The 16827-nt window shown below is 46.2% G+C and carries 12 protein-coding genes; 11 read left to right on the top strand and 1 reads right to left on the bottom strand.

Going from position 1 to position 16827, the window contains the following annotated elements; genetic code table 11:
• Positions 1 to 128 precede the first annotated feature (128 nt).
• From JSY36_RS08695 to JSY36_RS08680, 4 genes are all read left to right on the top strand, one after another.
• Positions 129 to 1883, top strand: coding sequence for an ABC transporter transmembrane domain-containing protein (locus JSY36_RS08695; protein WP_205166091.1), 1755 nt, complete (start codon positions 129 to 131; stop codon positions 1881 to 1883).
• A gap of 65 nt (positions 1884 to 1948) precedes the next feature.
• Positions 1949 to 3775 carry an ABC transporter ATP-binding protein gene (locus JSY36_RS08690; RefSeq protein ID WP_205166090.1) on the top strand — a complete coding sequence of 609 codons (1827 nt, stop codon included), beginning with the start codon at positions 1949 to 1951 and terminating at the stop codon, positions 3773 to 3775.
• Positions 3776 to 3885: 110 nt separating this feature from the next.
• Positions 3886 to 4308, top strand: a complete 423-nt coding sequence (locus JSY36_RS08685) for an NUDIX hydrolase (RefSeq protein ID WP_122897170.1) — start codon at positions 3886 to 3888, stop codon at positions 4306 to 4308.
• A complete protein-coding gene (locus JSY36_RS08680) occupies positions 4309 to 4536 on the top strand; it encodes a hypothetical protein (protein WP_205166089.1) in 228 nt (75 codons plus the stop codon).
• 246 nt (positions 4537 to 4782) lie between these two features.
• On the opposite strand, the gene JSY36_RS08675 is transcribed toward JSY36_RS08680, so the two are convergent.
• Complete coding sequence (locus tag JSY36_RS08675) at positions 4783 to 6492, bottom strand: Rqc2 family fibronectin-binding protein (RefSeq protein ID WP_205166088.1); 1710 nt, start codon at positions 6490 to 6492, stop codon at positions 4783 to 4785.
• 269 nt (positions 6493 to 6761) lie between these two features.
• Here JSY36_RS08675 and JSY36_RS08670 point away from each other — a divergent pair, with 269 nt between their 5' ends.
• The 7 genes from JSY36_RS08670 (at position 6762) to priA (ending at position 16387) form a co-directional block, all read left to right on the top strand.
• Entirely contained in the window at positions 6762 to 9482 is a 2721-nt protein-coding gene (locus JSY36_RS08670; RefSeq protein ID WP_205166087.1) for a cation-translocating P-type ATPase, read from the top strand.
• A gap of 217 nt (positions 9483 to 9699) precedes the next feature.
• A complete protein-coding gene (locus tag JSY36_RS08665; protein WP_205166086.1) occupies positions 9700 to 10584 on the top strand; it encodes a YicC/YloC family endoribonuclease in 885 nt (294 codons plus the stop codon).
• 160 nt (positions 10585 to 10744) lie between these two features.
• A complete protein-coding gene (gene remA, locus JSY36_RS08660) occupies positions 10745 to 11008 on the top strand; it encodes an extracellular matrix/biofilm regulator RemA (protein ID WP_122897167.1) in 264 nt (87 codons plus the stop codon).
• A gap of 205 nt (positions 11009 to 11213) precedes the next feature.
• Positions 11214 to 11828, top strand: coding sequence for a guanylate kinase (gmk, locus tag JSY36_RS08655; protein WP_205166085.1), 615 nt, complete (start codon positions 11214 to 11216; stop codon positions 11826 to 11828).
• Positions 11829 to 12050, top strand: a complete 222-nt coding sequence (gene rpoZ, locus JSY36_RS08650; protein WP_122897165.1) for a DNA-directed RNA polymerase subunit omega — start codon at positions 11829 to 11831, stop codon at positions 12048 to 12050.
• 708 nt (positions 12051 to 12758) lie between these two features.
• Positions 12759 to 13973, top strand: coding sequence for a bifunctional phosphopantothenoylcysteine decarboxylase/phosphopantothenate--cysteine ligase CoaBC (coaBC, locus tag JSY36_RS08645; protein ID WP_205166084.1), 1215 nt, complete (start codon positions 12759 to 12761; stop codon positions 13971 to 13973).
• Complete coding sequence (gene priA, locus JSY36_RS08640; protein WP_205166083.1) at positions 13970 to 16387, top strand: primosomal protein N'; 2418 nt, start codon at positions 13970 to 13972, stop codon at positions 16385 to 16387. Before coaBC ends, priA begins: the two co-directional genes overlap by 4 nt.
• Positions 16388 to 16827 lie beyond the last annotated feature (440 nt).

Raw genomic sequence — 16827 nt, 5'->3', positions numbered from 1 at the left:
CAGTAAAGGTTAGGAAAACGCCTTTAATCACCTATTATCCCGTGTCGCTATTTATTTCGGAAGTCGATATATTGATAATGTTACGTTTTTTTAATAATTCAGAATTAACGTTCAGGAGGTGACGAACGGTGAACACATTTAAACGCTTAAAGGAGTTTTACTGGCCTCATAAAGGATACTTTTTCTGGTCAATTTTGTTTTTGTTACTGGTAACAGGGATAACCGTTGTCTATCCGGTGATTTTAAAGTTTACGATTGATAACGTCATTCTTGAGGGGAATTTTGAGCTCGTTCCGTATGTGGCAATCGGGTTTTTCGTGCTTATGGCTTTAAAAGGACTTTTTACGTACTTTCACCAGTACCTTGGAGACCTTTTCGGGATCAAAGCGGTGTATGAACTGCGGGATGCCTTATATCGAAAGCTGCAATTCTTGCCGTTTCGATATTACGATAACGCCAGAACGGGGGACCTCATGTCAAGGTTAACGGCAGATGTAGAGGGATTCCGTTTCTTTTTGTCTTTCGGGTTCGCGCAGCTCATCAACCTCGTGATGCTTGTAGGGCTGAGTATGGGGATTATGTTCTACTTCAGTCCATCCCTGGCCCTGTTGACGCTAGCATCCATGCCGTTTCTCGCTGTAACCGTTTATCAGTTTGATAAAAAAGTCCATCCGGCATTTACAGATATCAGAAAATCCTTTGCCGGAATGACCACAAAGGTTCAGGAGAACATCAGCGGGATGAACACCGTGAAATCCCTTTCAAAAGAAGACTTTGAAATGGGGCGCTTTGACAGCAAAAATAATGATTACAAAGACAAATATGTGTACACGGCAAACATATGGGCAAAATACTTTCCGTTAATGGAGCTGATCGGTCAAATCAGTGTCGTTGTTCTTCTGGGTTACGGGGGCTTTCTCGTCATAAACGGATCAATTCAGCCTGGTGTACTTGTTGCCTTCTTCAGTTTGATCTGGTACATCATCGGACCCCTCATGAACTTAGGGTTTATCGTCAACACGTTCAGTCAGTCAAAAGCTTCAGGGGAGCGCCTTCTGCAGGTGCTTGACGAAGACGAAGACATTTTAGATAAGCCCGGTGCCATCACAGTGGACCGGCTCAATGGAAATGTGAGCTTTGAAAACGTCAGCCACCGATACGATGAAGAAGAGGAGCTCGCCCTGAAAGACATTACGTTCTTTGCCGAGTCAGGTAAAACGATCGGCTTAATCGGGGCGACCGGATCGGGGAAAACATCAATCACCCAGCTTATCTCCCGCTTTTACGAGCCGGACCGGGGGAAGATTGAAATTGACGGGAAAACCATTGACAGCTTCACGATCAAGTCACTGAGAAAGAATATCGGAGTTGTTCTTCAGGAATCGTTCCTGTTTTCAAGTTCTATTAAAGACAATATTTCCTATGGTCTTCCGGATGCTGCAATGGAAGACATTGAAGACGCAGCGAAAAGAGCTCAGGCACACGATTTTATTATGGAACTGCCTGATGGCTACGATACGGTACTGGGCGAGCGCGGGATGGGTCTTTCCGGGGGACAAAAGCAGCGGATTGCCATTGCACGGGCCATTTGTATTGACCCGTCTATCCTCATTCTGGATGATGCAACGAGTGCTGTTGATATGGAGACAGAATCGAAAATACAGGCTGCCTTCCGTGAAGTAATGAAGGGAAGAACGACGTTTATTATCGCACACCGTATTTCATCTCTCATGCATGCAGATGAAATTCTGGTACTGGACGACGGGGTAGTGGCGGAACGGGGAACTCATGATGAACTTCTCACAATTGAAAACGGACACTACCGCCGTATTTATGACATTCAATTTAAAGACCGTCACGCCGTGCTTCAGGAAGCCAAATGAGGCCACTGAAAAAGTTAAAAACCAAACTTTTTCAGTGCCTTCCCAAATAATCAGGAGGTGATCATATGGCAAACCAACAAGAGTCCGAAAGCCGGACGTTAAAACGATTTCATTATTCCACGGACCAGGCGATCGAAAAGCCCTTTAACTGGCTTCAGATGAGCAGGCTCCTCGGATATATGAAGCCTTATTCCACAACGCTGTTACCTGTCGCTATTATCGCCATGATCGTCTCTACGACGGTAAGGCTCGTTGCACCTCTACTTATCGGTTCGTACGCTTTGGATAACATCATCCAGGAGGGTGACCTCAACTACCTGTGGCTGATGGTGGCGATTATTGCCGGCCTTTACATTCTTTCGTGGGCAGGGAATTTCTTTCGAATCCGCTACATGAATAAACTTGGGCAGTATGTGATTTTTGATTTGAGAAAAAGTCTGTTTGACCATATCCAGCGATTGTCCCACCGCTTTTTTGATCAGCGGTCGGCTGGGTCCATCCTTGTAAGGATAACAAACGACGTCAACTCACTGCAGGAACTCTTTACAAACGGGGTTATCAACCTGCTGATGGATTTAATTATGCTGATCGGAATTATTGTGCTTCTGTTTATGATCAGTCCTGAGCTGACAATGGCGATCATGATCATCCTGCCGATTATGTTTTTGATCTCTACCAAGTTAAGACGGAACATCAGAAGGTCCTGGCAGCACGTAAGGATCAAGCAGTCTCATATTAATTCTCATTTGAATGAAAGTATCCAGGGAATCCGGGTCACACAGTCCTATACGCAGGAAACAGAAAACATCGGATTCTTTCACAATATGAACAATGATAACTATGAAGCTTGGCGAAATGCTTCTCAGAAAAACGCTCTGTTCCGTCCCTTCGTAGAAATAAGCGGAGCGATCGGTACCGCCGTTCTTTTATGGTACGGTGTAACGCTCATTCAGACCGGCGCACTTACGATCGGGGAATTTGTATCATTTGCGATTTACATCGGGATGTTCTGGGATCCGATTTCAAGACTCGGTCAGGTTTACAGCCAGCTGTTAATGGGAATGGCGTCGTCTGAACGGATCTTTGAGTTTCTGGACGAACAGCCTAGTGTTCCTGAAAAAGCCGGCGCTAAGAAACTCAATTACATTGGAGGAGACATTCAGTTTCATGATGTGGAATTCTCCTATAACAGTGACCGTAAAGCACTGAACAAAATCAACTTGAATATTAACAGCGGGGAAACCGTGGCCCTTGTCGGTCACACGGGAAGCGGGAAAACAACAATTGTCAATTTGATCAGCCGCTTTTACGATCCTACGGCAGGGAAAGTGACGATTGATGGTCACGATCTGCGTGATGTCACATTAAACAGCCTTCGTAAAAAAGTGAGTATCGTTTTGCAGGATACGTTTATATTCTCCGGCACCATCATGGAAAACATCCGTTTTGGAAAACCCGATGCCACAGATGAGGAAGTAATCGAAGCGGCAAAAACGGTGGGGGCCGACCGGTTTATCCAGCAGCTGAAAAACGGCTATGAAACAGAAGTGGAAGAGCGGGGGAACGTCCTGTCTGTGGGCGAACGCCAGCTTATCTCCTTTGCCCGGGCACTCCTGGCAGATCCTCAGATCCTTATACTCGATGAAGCAACAGCGTCCATCGATACAGAAACAGAGCAACTGATCCAGCGGGCTTTGAAGCGCCTTCTCCACGGGCGTACAGCGATAATGATCGCCCACAGGCTTTCAACGATCAGGGAAGCGGATAACATCATCGTTTTAGAGCAGGGAAACATCCTTGAACAAGGAAACCATGAAGAGTTAATGAATAAAAAAGGCGAGTATTACGATCTGGTAAAAGCACAGTTTAAAGTGTTAAATGATGCAGGTTAATTACTCCAAAGGGCGGTTCACCAGGTGACGTTATACATGGTAAACCGCCCGCTTCTTTTTCATTTTAATAATCAGAAATTAAACAATCGTTTAAAAAGGGATGGTGACGGATGAATAGAGTGGATGTCGTTTACTCACTTATTGTTAACGAAGAACGCACGAAAGTGCTGATGGTGAAAAATAAAAAATACGATAACTGGTCTCTTCCGGGAGGATCTGTTGAAAAAGGGGAAACGCTGAAAGATGCGGCGGTCCGTGAGGCATATGAAGAAACGGGGCTGAACGTTGAGATGGGAGACCTTCTTTCTGTAAACGAAGCATTTATGAAAAACGACGGGAATCATGCTCTGTTTTTTACTTTCGCTGCACATGCTGCAGAAGGTCAGATCGAGATCATTGATAAAGAGACGATTGAAGAAGCAGCCTGGGTGACGTTTCATGAAGCAGATGAACGGATGCCGTATCATCCGAACGGGGTTGAGGTCCTTCTGGAGAGGTCGGTTCCGTATCATTTTGAAGGTATAAAAGGGTAAATGAAAGGCACACCGCATTCAATTCTATCAAAAATAGAAATAATACTATCAGAAATAGAAATAATACTATCAGAAATAGAAATAATACTATCAGAAATAGAAATAATACTATCAGAAATAGAAATAATACTATCAAAAAAACAAATAATGCTATCAAAAAGCCAATTAATTCTTCAGGAAGAACCAAACCCCTTCCTGAAGTCCGTTTACTTTTACATCAACTTCTAAATAAGATAAATTTATCCCCGCAGAAGACCGGATCCGGTCACTCTGCGGGGATTTTTGAAATATTAACGGATGGAGGTGAGTATGACCGATAAACTGCCTAAACAGACTGATAAATTGCTAAAATAGACCGATAAACAGCCAAAATAGATTGATATAATGCTAAAACAGACCGATAAACCGCCGAAACAGACCGATCCTCCTAAAATAAGCCGAAAAAAACATTTTAAACTTTAAAATTTATACGAATTACTTCACTCTCAGCTCTCTTACCTGGTCCTCGTCGGGCGTGACAAACAGGGTCGTCTGATTATCGTAAATCACATAGCCGGGCTTGGCGCCGCTCGGCTTTTTCACGTGCCGGATCAACGTATAGTCAACGGGCACCTGTCCGGAGCTCCGGGCTTTACTGAAGTAAGCTGCAAGGTTGGCCGCTTCGTGAAGCGTTACGTCCGTGAAGTCCTGGCTGCGGATCACCACATGTGAACCCGGAATATCCTTTGTATGGAGCCACGTATCATCCTGACGTGCCAGACGGTTTGTAACGTATTCATTCTGCTTGTTATTTTTACCTACGAGAATGTCCACGCCTTCGCTGGATTTATATTTCTCCGGCTGAGGCTTATCGTTATTTTTCTTTTTCTTACCCACGCGACGCTTCTTAATATAGCCCTCATCGGCCAGTTCCTCCCGGATGTCTTCAAGGTCGGCAGGTGCAGCTGTCTCCACCTGCTGGATAACCTGGTCCAGATAAGCCATTTCCTCTTGTGCTTTTACAATCTGCTCTTTTACTACAGCAACACTGTTTTTCAGCTTATTGTATTTCTTGAAATACTGCTGGGCATTTCCGGACGGGCTTTTCTGGGGATCCAGTGAAATGGTCACTGTCGCCTGATCAGGATCGTAGTAATCAATCACTTCAACCTCTTTGTCCCCGTGTGTGATCGCATGCATATGGGCGGTCAGAAGTTCTCCGTACCGCTGGAAGCGGGCAGCCTTCTCTGAATCTTTTAACGTGTTTTCAAGCTTTTTGATCTTTTTTTTGTTTTTGCTGTATTCGTTCCTGAGCAACCGTTCAAGATCGTGAGCCTGCTGCTTTACCCGGTCACGCTGGGCTTTTCCGTAAAAATACCGGTCTAGCATCTCGTGCACCGTATCGAATGTAAGCTTTTCACCTTGAATGTGATCAAGGTCAATTACAGAAAAAGCTTCCTCTTTCTTTCCGGTAACGATTTGAGGTGTATACTTCTTTTCTTTTACAGATGCAAGGAGGGAAGTAAATGCACCCGGCAGCGTATCCGGATTCACAAGGCCTGCCCGGTGAAACATCTCCCGGACAATGAGCGGGCTCAGACCGCTGAACTTTCCGACGAGTTGCTTGTCTATCTTGCCGGACTGGAATTGAATTTTTCTGAGAACCGTCGTTTCATCGGCTTCAAGAGGGTTCAGTTTATCAAGGTGGGGAGGCTCTTTATACTGCTGACCCGGGAGAACGGTCCGGTAAGTGGAAAGAGAAGGGGGAATATGCTTGATGCTGTCAAGGATCATTCCTTCTTCATCATCCACGAGAATAAGATTGCTGTGACGCCCCATAAGCTCAAGCACGAGTTTCTTTTTGGACACGTCACCAAGTTCGTTCCGTCCTTTAATATAAAACGTTACGATCCGCTCAAGTCCGTCCTGTTCAATGCGTTCCACGAGACCGCCTTCGAGATGCTTTCTTAAAAGCATACAGAACATTGGCGGTTCTTTCGGGTTTTCATATTTTTCTTTTGTTAAATGAAAACGGGCGAAACTTGAATTTACTGAAATGAAGAGAGCGTGATTGCGCCCTCTTGCCCGGACTGTAATGACCAGATCCGATTTATACGGCTGGTGGACCTTTGTAATCCGTCCTGAGACCAGCGTTTCATTAAGGCTGTCTGTAACTGCCTTTGTTACTATTCCGTCAAATGCCATTGTTATCACCGCCAAGTTTATTCCACAATCCTTTTAAGTATAGCAAACGATCCGCCTCGTTAGGAAGTCGTTTCAGGTGAAAGTCATGTTTGTGGACAACCGTGAATAAGATTTGTTGTAAAGGTTGTCTCAATGTGCCCGGTGGAAAGTGGGCTGCTTACTTTTATACGCGATGTGATATCAGATGGTACCAATTCAGCGGTTTTTCTTAACGGAACCGCCGCCACGGAGGAAACACATCGCTATCGTAAAAAAGAAGAGGTGGAGTCATGAAGTGGTATGAGATGGAGGTAGAAGAAGTTGAGCGGGTGATCAACACAGACGCAGCAAGGGGTCTCGATGACGAGGAAGCCCAGATGAGGCTGAAAAAGCACGGACTGAACAAGCTTGATGACGGAAAGCGGACACCGCTCTTCTTTTTATTCATTTCGCAGTTCAAGGATTTTATGGTGCTCGTCCTTCTTGCAGCAACACTTGTGTCTGGTTTGCTTGGAGAGTATATCGATGCCCTCACAATCATGATTATCGTTCTCCTTAACGGTTTTTTAGGTTTTTTCCAGGAGCGAAAAGCAGAGAAATCGCTGGCATCGTTAAAGGCTCTTTCGGCACCGCAGATGAATGTTTTGAGAAACGGGGAGTGGAAGCGGATACCGTCCCATGAAGCGGTCATCGGTGACATTGTTAAAATGACAGCCGGGGACAGAATCGGAGCTGATGTACGAATCCTTCGCAGTGAAAGTATGTACGTGGAGGAGAGCGCTCTGACAGGGGAATCCCTGCCCGTGAGAAAAAGCCGTGAAGCGATCCAATCTTTTGACACTCTTCCCCTGGGCGATCAGGAAAACATGGCGTTTATGGGTACGCTTGTGACTCAGGGCAACGGGGCAGGTGTGGTCATTGCTTCAGGAATGAAAACAGAAATGGGGAAAATCGCCCATTTGCTGAAAACAACGGAATCAATGGAAACCCCGCTCCAGAAACGCCTTGAACAACTGGGCAAGGTTTTAATTGCAGCAGCCCTGCTCCTTACTGGTCTCGTTGTTCTATTTGGAATCATTCAGGGCCACGACGTCTATACCATGTTCCTCGCAGGGGTGTCCCTCGCAGTTGCAGCCATACCAGAAGGGCTGCCGGCCATTGTGACTGTGGCACTTGCTCTTGGAGTTCAGAGGATGATAAAACGAAATGCCATTGTCAGAAAGCTTCCGGCTGTAGAAACACTCGGGTGTGCTACGGTAATCTGTTCGGATAAAACAGGCACACTCACCCAGAACGAAATGACGGTCACCACATTATACAGCGACGGTACTCTCTGGAATGTCACAGGCAGCGGTTTTCAGCCGTCAGGAGACTTCTACCTTGGAGAGAAGAGAATTGATCCGGTAAAAGAAAAGCCGTTATGGCAGCTTTTAACATTCGGGATGCTCTGCAATAACGCTCAACTAAAAGAGACAAAAGACGGTGTTTACGCAGTGGACGGGGACCCGACTGAAGGTGCACTCCTGGCAGCGGCCCGTAAAGCAGGCGTTTCAAAAAGCTCTCTTGAGAAGCTTTATACGGTTGAAAAGGAATTTCCGTTTGACTCGGGCCGGAAAATGATGAGTGTCATTGTAAAAAACAAAGAAACAAACAGCCGCTTCATCGTAACAAAAGGGGCTCCGGATGTTGTCTTGAACCGAACAGGTTTTATCCTGTCGAACGGGAGAAAAGGCAAACTCGACCAAAGCGAACGGGACAGACAGTATACTGTCGTTGAGGAACTTGCCTCTGACGCACTCAGGACAATTGCCATTGCCTACAGGGAATTAAAGCCTGGGGAGAGTGTAGAGACTGAAAGTGATGCGGAAAGAGAGCTCACGTTTATCGGGATCCAGGGCATGATTGACCCTCCAAGAGACGAAGTGTTTAGTGCCGTGGATGAATGTAAAAAAGCTGGAATTAAAACCGTAATGATCACAGGGGACCACGCCCTTACGGCGAAAGCCATCGCCACAAGGCTCGGCATGCTTCCGATCGGAGGGAAAGTCCTTACAGGCGGCGACCTTTCAAAAATGAACGTGGAAGAATTAAGTGCTGTCGTGGATGATGTCTACGTTTTTGCGAGGGTTACACCTGAAGATAAACTTAAAATTGTAAAGGCGCTGCAGTCCAGAGGTCACATTGTTGCCATGACAGGTGACGGTGTAAACGATGCACCTGCCATTAAAGCCGCAAATATCGGCGTGGCCATGGGAACTACAGGAACAGACGTAGCGAAAGAAGCGTCCTCTCTGATTTTAAGTGACGATAATTTTAAAACGATAAAAGCCGCAATCAAAGAAGGAAGAAACATTTACGATAATATCAGGAAGTTTATCCGGTACATGCTTGCATCCAACGTTGGTGAAATCCTCGTTATGCTGTTTGCCATGATGCTCGGAATGCCGCTGCCTCTTGTGGCTATTCAGATCCTCTGGATTAACCTTGTAACAGACGGCCTGCCGGCGATGGCACTGGGGATGGACCAGCCGGAAGATGATGTGATGAAGCGGAAACCGCGTCCGCCAAATGAAAGCATTTTTGCACGTAAGCTTGGCTGGAAAGTCGTGAGCCGCGGGTTTATGATCGGGGCTGTGACCCTGTTCGCTTTCTGGCAGACGTACCAGTCAAGCGGGGAGAACCTGATGCTTGCCCAGACGGTGGCATTTGCCACACTCGTAATGGCCCAGCTCATTCACGTATTTGACTGCCGCAGTGAACATTCTGTCTTTCACCGAAATCCGTTCGAAAACAAATACCTGGTCGGTGCAGTCATATCATCCATTGTATTAATGCTTGTTGTGCTGTACTACCCGCCGCTCCAGCCTGTTTTCCATACAGTAAGCCTGGGCTTTGAGCACTGGCTCCTCATCCTTGCCTCAGCGTCTGTACCAACCGTTGCCCTTGCAGGATTCCAGCTGTTTAAGCGCAAGGAAACTCTTGGCAAAAGACGCCCGGGTATGGTTAAATAATACTAAAGTACGGTTAGCGCTTCGCGTATTTTCGCGAAGCGCCATTCATTTTCACAAAGACATAAACCGTTAATAAAACTGTATCCGTAAACTATGACGTTTTATGCATTGATACGTTCAGTGCGTTCATTTAAAGCTGCTCATCGTATTGGAGTTCCTTTTCTTACACACGTTAAATATGGTATTCTAGAATAGAAATAGAGTGGATGTGGTAGAAATGATCGTTAGTATGACAGGTTATGGCCGGTCAGTGGAGCAGAGTGATTCTTTTCACGTCACAGTAGAGATGAAGAGTGTGAATCATCGGTTCTGTGAAGTGAATGTCCGGATGCCCCGTCAGTTTCTCATGATGGAAGACCGTGTTAAAAAAACCATCGGCAGATTTGTTAAACGGGGAAAAGTGGATGTGTTTATTACCGTAGGGGGAGAAAATCTCATAAAGCGGGATCTGAGTGTAGACTGGAACCTTCTGGAACAGTATGTACATACTTTCGAAAAGATGCAGAAGACTTACAACACTTCAAAGCAGGCATTTCCGTTCAGCCAGATGCTCACCCACGAAGACGTAGTGTCTGTTGATGAAGCCGATGACGTGACAGAGGAGGTTCAGACTCTTTTATACACGGCTGTTGAACGTGCTGCAAAACAGCTTCATGAAATGCGGCAGGCTGAAGGGAAAGAGCTTTACCGTGATTTAACAAACCGCTCGTCATTAATGGGAGAGTGGGCAGCCCAGCTGAAACAATATGCACCAGCAGTACATAAGCGTTATCAGGAGAGGCTGGAAAAGAGAGTAAGTGATTTCCTGGAAGGGAAATTCGAAGCTGATGAAGCAAGAATTCTAACCGAAGTTGCCGTGTTCAGTGATAAATCGGATATCCAGGAGGAGCTTACGAGAATCGACAGCCACCTAAAACAGTTCGATGCCATACTGGAATCGGGCGGGGTTGTGGGCAGGAAGCTTGACTTCCTTGTTCAGGAACTCAACCGTGAATTTAACACGATCGGTTCAAAGGCGAATGATATTCAGATCAGCCAGCGTGTTGTGGAACTGAAATCAGAACTTGAAAAAGTAAGAGAACAGGTCCAGAACATCGAATAGGTTTTTTAACAGAACCTATTATATATTGATGGCTATAAACGTCTCATATGTATATTTCCGCAACCCAGGGGCTACGTTACAGATAAAGCGACCTGTACATACATACCCGTCTGGTAGCGGAACATACTTTAAATTTACAGACAGGCAGGGGAATGAAAGCATGGATATTAAATTAATTAATATTGGTTTTGGAAATATCGTCTCAGCAAACCGGATTATTTCCATCGTCAGTCCAGAAAGTGCACCGATTAAACGGATCATTACTGATGCCAGGGATCGAAATATGCTTGTTGATGCTACCTACGGAAGAAGAACAAGAGCTGTAATCATTGCCGACAGTGACCATGTCATTCTGTCTGCTGTACAGCCTGAAACAGTGGCCCAGCGTGTGATCAACAATAAAGATGAAGTCACAGACGAATAGAATAGTATCATAAACAAAATAAGCGGAAGCGTCACGCGGCTGATGCCGGCAGTACATGCGTCTCTCTCATTAAGAAGGTGCTTGCGCTTTTGCTTTATTTTTTGTACATTAGTACAAAGGAATGTACGAAACTATGCTGATGCCATCGGTTTAATATCCGGTGGCTTCGTGTTTGTAAGTTTAGATTGGAACTTTGGAGGTTACTATGAAAAAAGACAGAGGATTGCTGATTGTTCTTTCCGGTCCCTCAGGTGTAGGGAAAGGAACGGTATGTGCCGCTCTTAGAAACCATGACACCGATATTCAATATTCCGTTTCCGCAACAACGAGAACCCCCCGCGAGGGCGAAGTTGACGGTGTTAACTACTTCTTTAAACCTAAAGAAGAATTTGAGGCGATGATTAAAAACAATCAGCTTCTTGAGTGGGCAAAGTATGTGGATAATTACTACGGAACCCCTCGTGATTATGTGGAGGAAACGCTGGCACAGGGTAAGGACGTCATCCTGGAGATTGAGGTTCAAGGTGCCCTGCAGGTGCGGGAGTCATTCTCAGAAGGCGTATTTATCTTCCTCATGCCACCAAGTCTGAAGGAACTGAGAAGCCGTCTCCAGGGACGCGGTACAGAAACGAAAGATCTCATCGACAGCCGGATGACGGTAGCTAAAGAAGAGATCGAAATGATGAACAAGTATGATTACGTTGTGGAAAACGACGAAGTGGAACTGGCAGTGGAAAGAATTAAGTCCATCGTTACAGCTGAACATTGCAAAAAAGAACGGCTGATTGAAAAATACAAAGAACTAGCGGAGGTTGAATAAATGCTAAATCCATCAATTGACAACCTGATGAAAAAAATTGACTCAAAATACACACTTGTGACAGTTTCAGCTAAGCGTGCGAGAGAACTTCGTGACAATACGGGCCAGAAATTAAAACTGGCCAAAACCCGTTCTGTAAACCTGGTTGGAAAGGCACTTGAAGAGATTGAAGCTGACAAAGTGCACTTTGAGCGTGAAGAGCTTAAACCGGGAGAAGAATAAACAGCACAAAAGGTGAGCAGGGTATCTCAATAGTCCGAAACAGAGTTGGCACCGGACCGCTGACAGGGCACGAGAAACCTGCCTATACCGGGCAAGAGAGGGCAGCGGCTGCACCATTATTTCAGAAGGTGTCCCAAAAGGTAAACAAACACCTTTTGGGACACCTTTTTTTGGATTTCCCGCAAAGAAAGTCAAGAAGCCCAAAATGCACCAAGAGTCCAGCGGGAGTGGGAGCCACGGTGAGACCCCGGAGTGCTGAAAAATCAAACACCGTAATTAACACCACCACTTTGGGCCTCTGTTGTCGAAAAAAGTATCACAACCGCTATTAAAAAGCTTAAGGCTTTGTTTTATGAGGTGTAAAAGGCCATTGTGGTATAAAAGAATTGATTGGAGCGAATGCGCGACACTCCTGCGGGAAAAGAGAGTTCCGGGGGAGCCCCCGCAGGCGCAAAACCCTGAGGATCGAGCCGCCCGCGAAAAGTGCAATGAGCGGAAATCAACTCCTGACTTTTCTGAGTCAATTTTAAAGAAAATGGACTTTTTCAGTGTCCTCGCGAAGCACGCGGAGGCTCACCGGCATCCCCGCGGAAAGCGAAGGGCATGCAGGCTTCTTCAATATCATTCAACAAGAGTTTAAACCGGCATTATAAATGAAAAAGCATTAAGATAAAGTGAAACAAAGCAAAAAGGACGGGAGGAACTGCTGTGAATGAGAAAAAGAAAGTACTATTATGTGTGACCGGCGGTATTGCTGTATTTAAGGCTGCTGCTCTGACGAGTAAACTATCCCAGCACGGATTTGATGTAAAAGTACTCATGACAAAATCAGCTGCTGAATTTGTAACACCACTGACTTTCCAGGCCCTTTCAAGAAACCCGGTTTACATGGACACCTTCAACGAGAAAGACCCGTCAAAAATTGCCCACATCGACATCGCTGACTGGGCTGATGTAGTAGTCATTGCACCGGCTACAGCAAACGTCATCGGGAAAGTGGCGAACGGGATTGCCGATGATATGGTTACGACAACACTGCTCGCTGTAACAGCACCTGTTATGGTGGCACCTGCTATGAATGTACATATGTATGCCCATCCCGCCGTTACTAAAAACATGGACACCCTGCGCTCATTTGGCTATACATTCATTGAGCCTGGTGAAGGGTTCCTGGCATGCGGGTATGAAGGCAAAGGCCGGATGGAAGAGCCGGAAGTCATCGTAAAGGAAATTGACGCCTTTTTTACCCAGAAGGCGTACCCTGACTGGAAAGGAAAGAATGTTCTTGTTACAGCCGGACCCACTCAGGAAACGATCGATCCGGTCCGTTTTTTCTCCAACCGCTCATCAGGAAAAATGGGCTATGCCATAGCTGAAGAAGCAGCCAGAAGGGGTGCAGTGGTTACGCTTGTGAGCGGGCCATCGTCCCTTTTGTCTCCTGCAGGCGTGGAAACAGTAAGGGTAACGACAGCAGCGGAAATGTATGATGCTGTTCTGTCCCGCTACCCGGACGCTGACCTCGTTGTGAAATCAGCTGCAGTAGCTGATTACCGCCCGAAAGAAACGTTTGATCAAAAGGTGAAGAAATCAAACGATGCCATGTCAATAGAAATGGAACGTACGAAGGATATATTGAACGAATTGGGTGAACGAAAGGAACACCAGGTCCTTGTGGGTTTCGCGGCAGAAAGCGAGCAAGTGGTTCACTATGCAGAAAAAAAGCTTGAAAAGAAAAACCTGGACATGGTTTGTGCCAACTCGATCGTTGAACCGGGATCCGGTTTTCAAAGCGACACGAACAAAATTACCCTAATCCGCCTTAAAGAAGAGCCTGAAACACTTCCGCTACTTAAGAAAAATGAAGTGGCTGAGCGGATCCTGGATGCGGCCGGGAAGCTGATGAAAATGAGAGATCGTACATGATCGCAAGTGTCATTGTGGATGTGGCAAGCAAACAGACGAACAAGGCCTTCGACTATCTTGTCCCGGCCCCGTTTATTCCAACCGTAAAGCCGGGCATGCGTGTAATCGTTCCTTTTGGACCGAGAAAAGTACAGGGGTTTGTACTGGCTGTAAAAGGAGACACCGACGTTGACACGTCGAAGCTGAAAGCAGTGGAGGATCTGGTAGATGTAAAGCCAGCCCTTACGGGGGAGCTCCTTCAGCTTGCTGAATGGCTGACAAATAAAACGTTATGTCTGCAGGTGATTGCACTGAAGTCTATGCTTCCTGCCGCAATGCGTGCTTCCTATAATAAAAGAATCAGCCTTGCAGAGGGAGTAAATGAACAGGATCTGCCTGAAGAGCTTAAGACCTTTTTCCATAAAAACGGGTCTGTTATGTGGGATGAAGTGAAAAAGAAGTCCGAAACTCTTCTTGGGGCTGTCCAAAAAGAAATCAAATCCGGCCGCCTCTTTGTCGAACCTGTGGTTAAATCCAATGAAACGAAAAAGAAAACCAATGTTGTTCAGCGGGTTCTTTCCACCGCCGAGGCAAATGAGCATGCAGAAGCCCTTGAGAAAAAGGCACCAAAGCAAAGTGAAGTGCTCAGGTTTATGGAAGAAGAACCGATCGCCGTAGCGCGGCTTCTTGAAAAAACCAATGTATCATCCGGAACGGTGAAATCCCTTGTATCAAAAGGATTCCTCACGCAATTCGAGGTAGAGGAGTACCGTGATCCATACGAAGGGCGGGACTTCGGTGTCTCAAAAGCCCTTCCTCTGATGGACCAGCAAAAGACAGCTCTTGAAGCCATCACACCGACCGTTAAAGAGGACAGACACGAAACATTTCTTGTTCACGGCATTACGGGAAGCGGAAAAACAGAAGTGTATCTCCAGGCTATTGATTATGCCTTGAAAAAAGGAAGAGAAGCCATCGTACTGGTTCCGGAGATCAGTCTGACCCCTCAGATGGTTCACCGGTTTAAAGAGCGTTTCGGTTCTGAAGTTGCTGTGTTACACAGTGCCTTATCCAAAGGGGAGAAGTACGATGAATGGCGGAAAATCCGCGACAAGGAAGTGACCGTTGCTGTCGGTGCCCGCTCAGCTATTTTTGCCCCCTTTGAAAACCTGGGAATGATCATCATCGATGAGGAACACGAATCCAGTTACAAACAGGAAGAAGCACCGAGATATCATGCGAGAGACGTAGCGATTGAACGTGGCAAAACATACGGCTGTCCTGTGATACTCGGAAGTGCGACACCGAGTATGGAAAGCTTCGCACGGGCAAAAAAAGGGGTCTATAACCTCATTACGATGGACCGCCGTGTAAACGATGTGAAGCTGCCTCATGTAGACATCGTGGACATGCGTGATGAACTCAAAAGCGGAAACCGGAGTATGTTCTCCGTTAAGCTTCTCGATGCCATGAAAGACCGCCTGGAGAAGCAGGAGCAGATCGTCTTGTTTTTAAACCGCCGAGGGTATTCAACTTTCGTGTTGTGTCGAGACTGTGGATACGTAGCTGAATGCCCCCACTGTGACATTTCCCTGACTTATCACCGGTCGAACCAGACGTGCCAGTGCCATTACTGCGGCTACCAGGTAACGAAACCAAACCGCTGTCCTGAATGTGAAAGTGATCATATCCGGTTTTTCGGTTCGGGAACACAGAAGGTGGAAGAGGAGCTTAAAAAAGTACTTCCGGAAGCAAAGGTTATCCGGATGGATGTAGATACAACAAGGCGGAAAGGCTCCCACGAAAAGCTTCTCACCGCATTTGAAAAAGGGGGAGGAGACATTCTTCTCGGTACACAGATGATTGCCAAAGGACTCGACTTTCCCAACATTACACTTGTGGGTGTCCTCACAGCAGATACGATGCTTCATATTCCTGATTTCAGGGCATCGGAAAAGACATTTCAGCTTTTAACTCAGGTAAGCGGCCGGGCAGGGCGTCATAAAAAGCCCGGGGAAGTGGTTGTCCAGAGTTATACACCGGAGCATTTCAGTATTCAGCTTGTAAAAGAGCACGATTACCTGTCCTTTTTCAATCGGGAAATGTATTTCCGGAAGCAAGGTGAATATCCGCCATACTTTTTTGTGACCCTGATTAATGTAAGTGCGACAGAGCTGACGAAAGTCGTTTCTGTAACCGGAAAAATAGCAGACTACCTTCGTTCAAGCCTGTCGGAAACAACGATTATTCACGGGCCGGCAACCTCCGCGATCCCGCGAATCAAAGATAGATATCGCTACCAATGCATGATAAAATACAAAAATGAACCGAGGATTATCCATGTTTTGCAGGAAATTCTCAAAACATACCAGGCTGAAATGAGCAGAACCGACCTCGCAATTAATATTGATACAAATCCATATATGCTTATGTAAGGCTGCCCCAAAAGGCCGGTTTTTTAGTGAAATGAGCAAAGCCGCTTCCCTCTCAAAAGAGACCGGCTTGAGCGGGGGTTCACCATCCGGACGGGCAACGTACACAGCCATTAATACAATAACCCTTATTCGTAGCGGGGACTTATACGTTCCTTAACTAAGATAGGTTACCATGAAGATAGAATTAGGAAGGATGCTCTAATTCTTCATTGCAGTCAGCTGCGCTGAACGGAATACGCTCTCTTTCCGCGGACTCGCGCCGATCCTCCTCAGGGCTTTGCCCTTGCGGGGTCTCGTCTGTCTCGCACTTCCGCAGGAGCATTCCTGTTAGTAGGTGAAGTGGCCTCTTGCACAAAAAAAGGTCCTCCGTTATGATGCAGGTTGCGAACCCAATACACCAAGAGGAGGACCTTTTGATGCATCATAATCGAAATTACAAA

It is taken from the genome of Alteribacter salitolerans, assembly GCF_016901055.1.
Classification (GTDB): Bacteria; Bacillota; Bacilli; order Bacillales; family Salisediminibacteriaceae; genus Alteribacter; species Alteribacter keqinensis.
The sequence above is the reverse complement of the archived record's forward strand: the minus strand, read 5'-3'. Positions and strand labels throughout refer to the sequence as shown.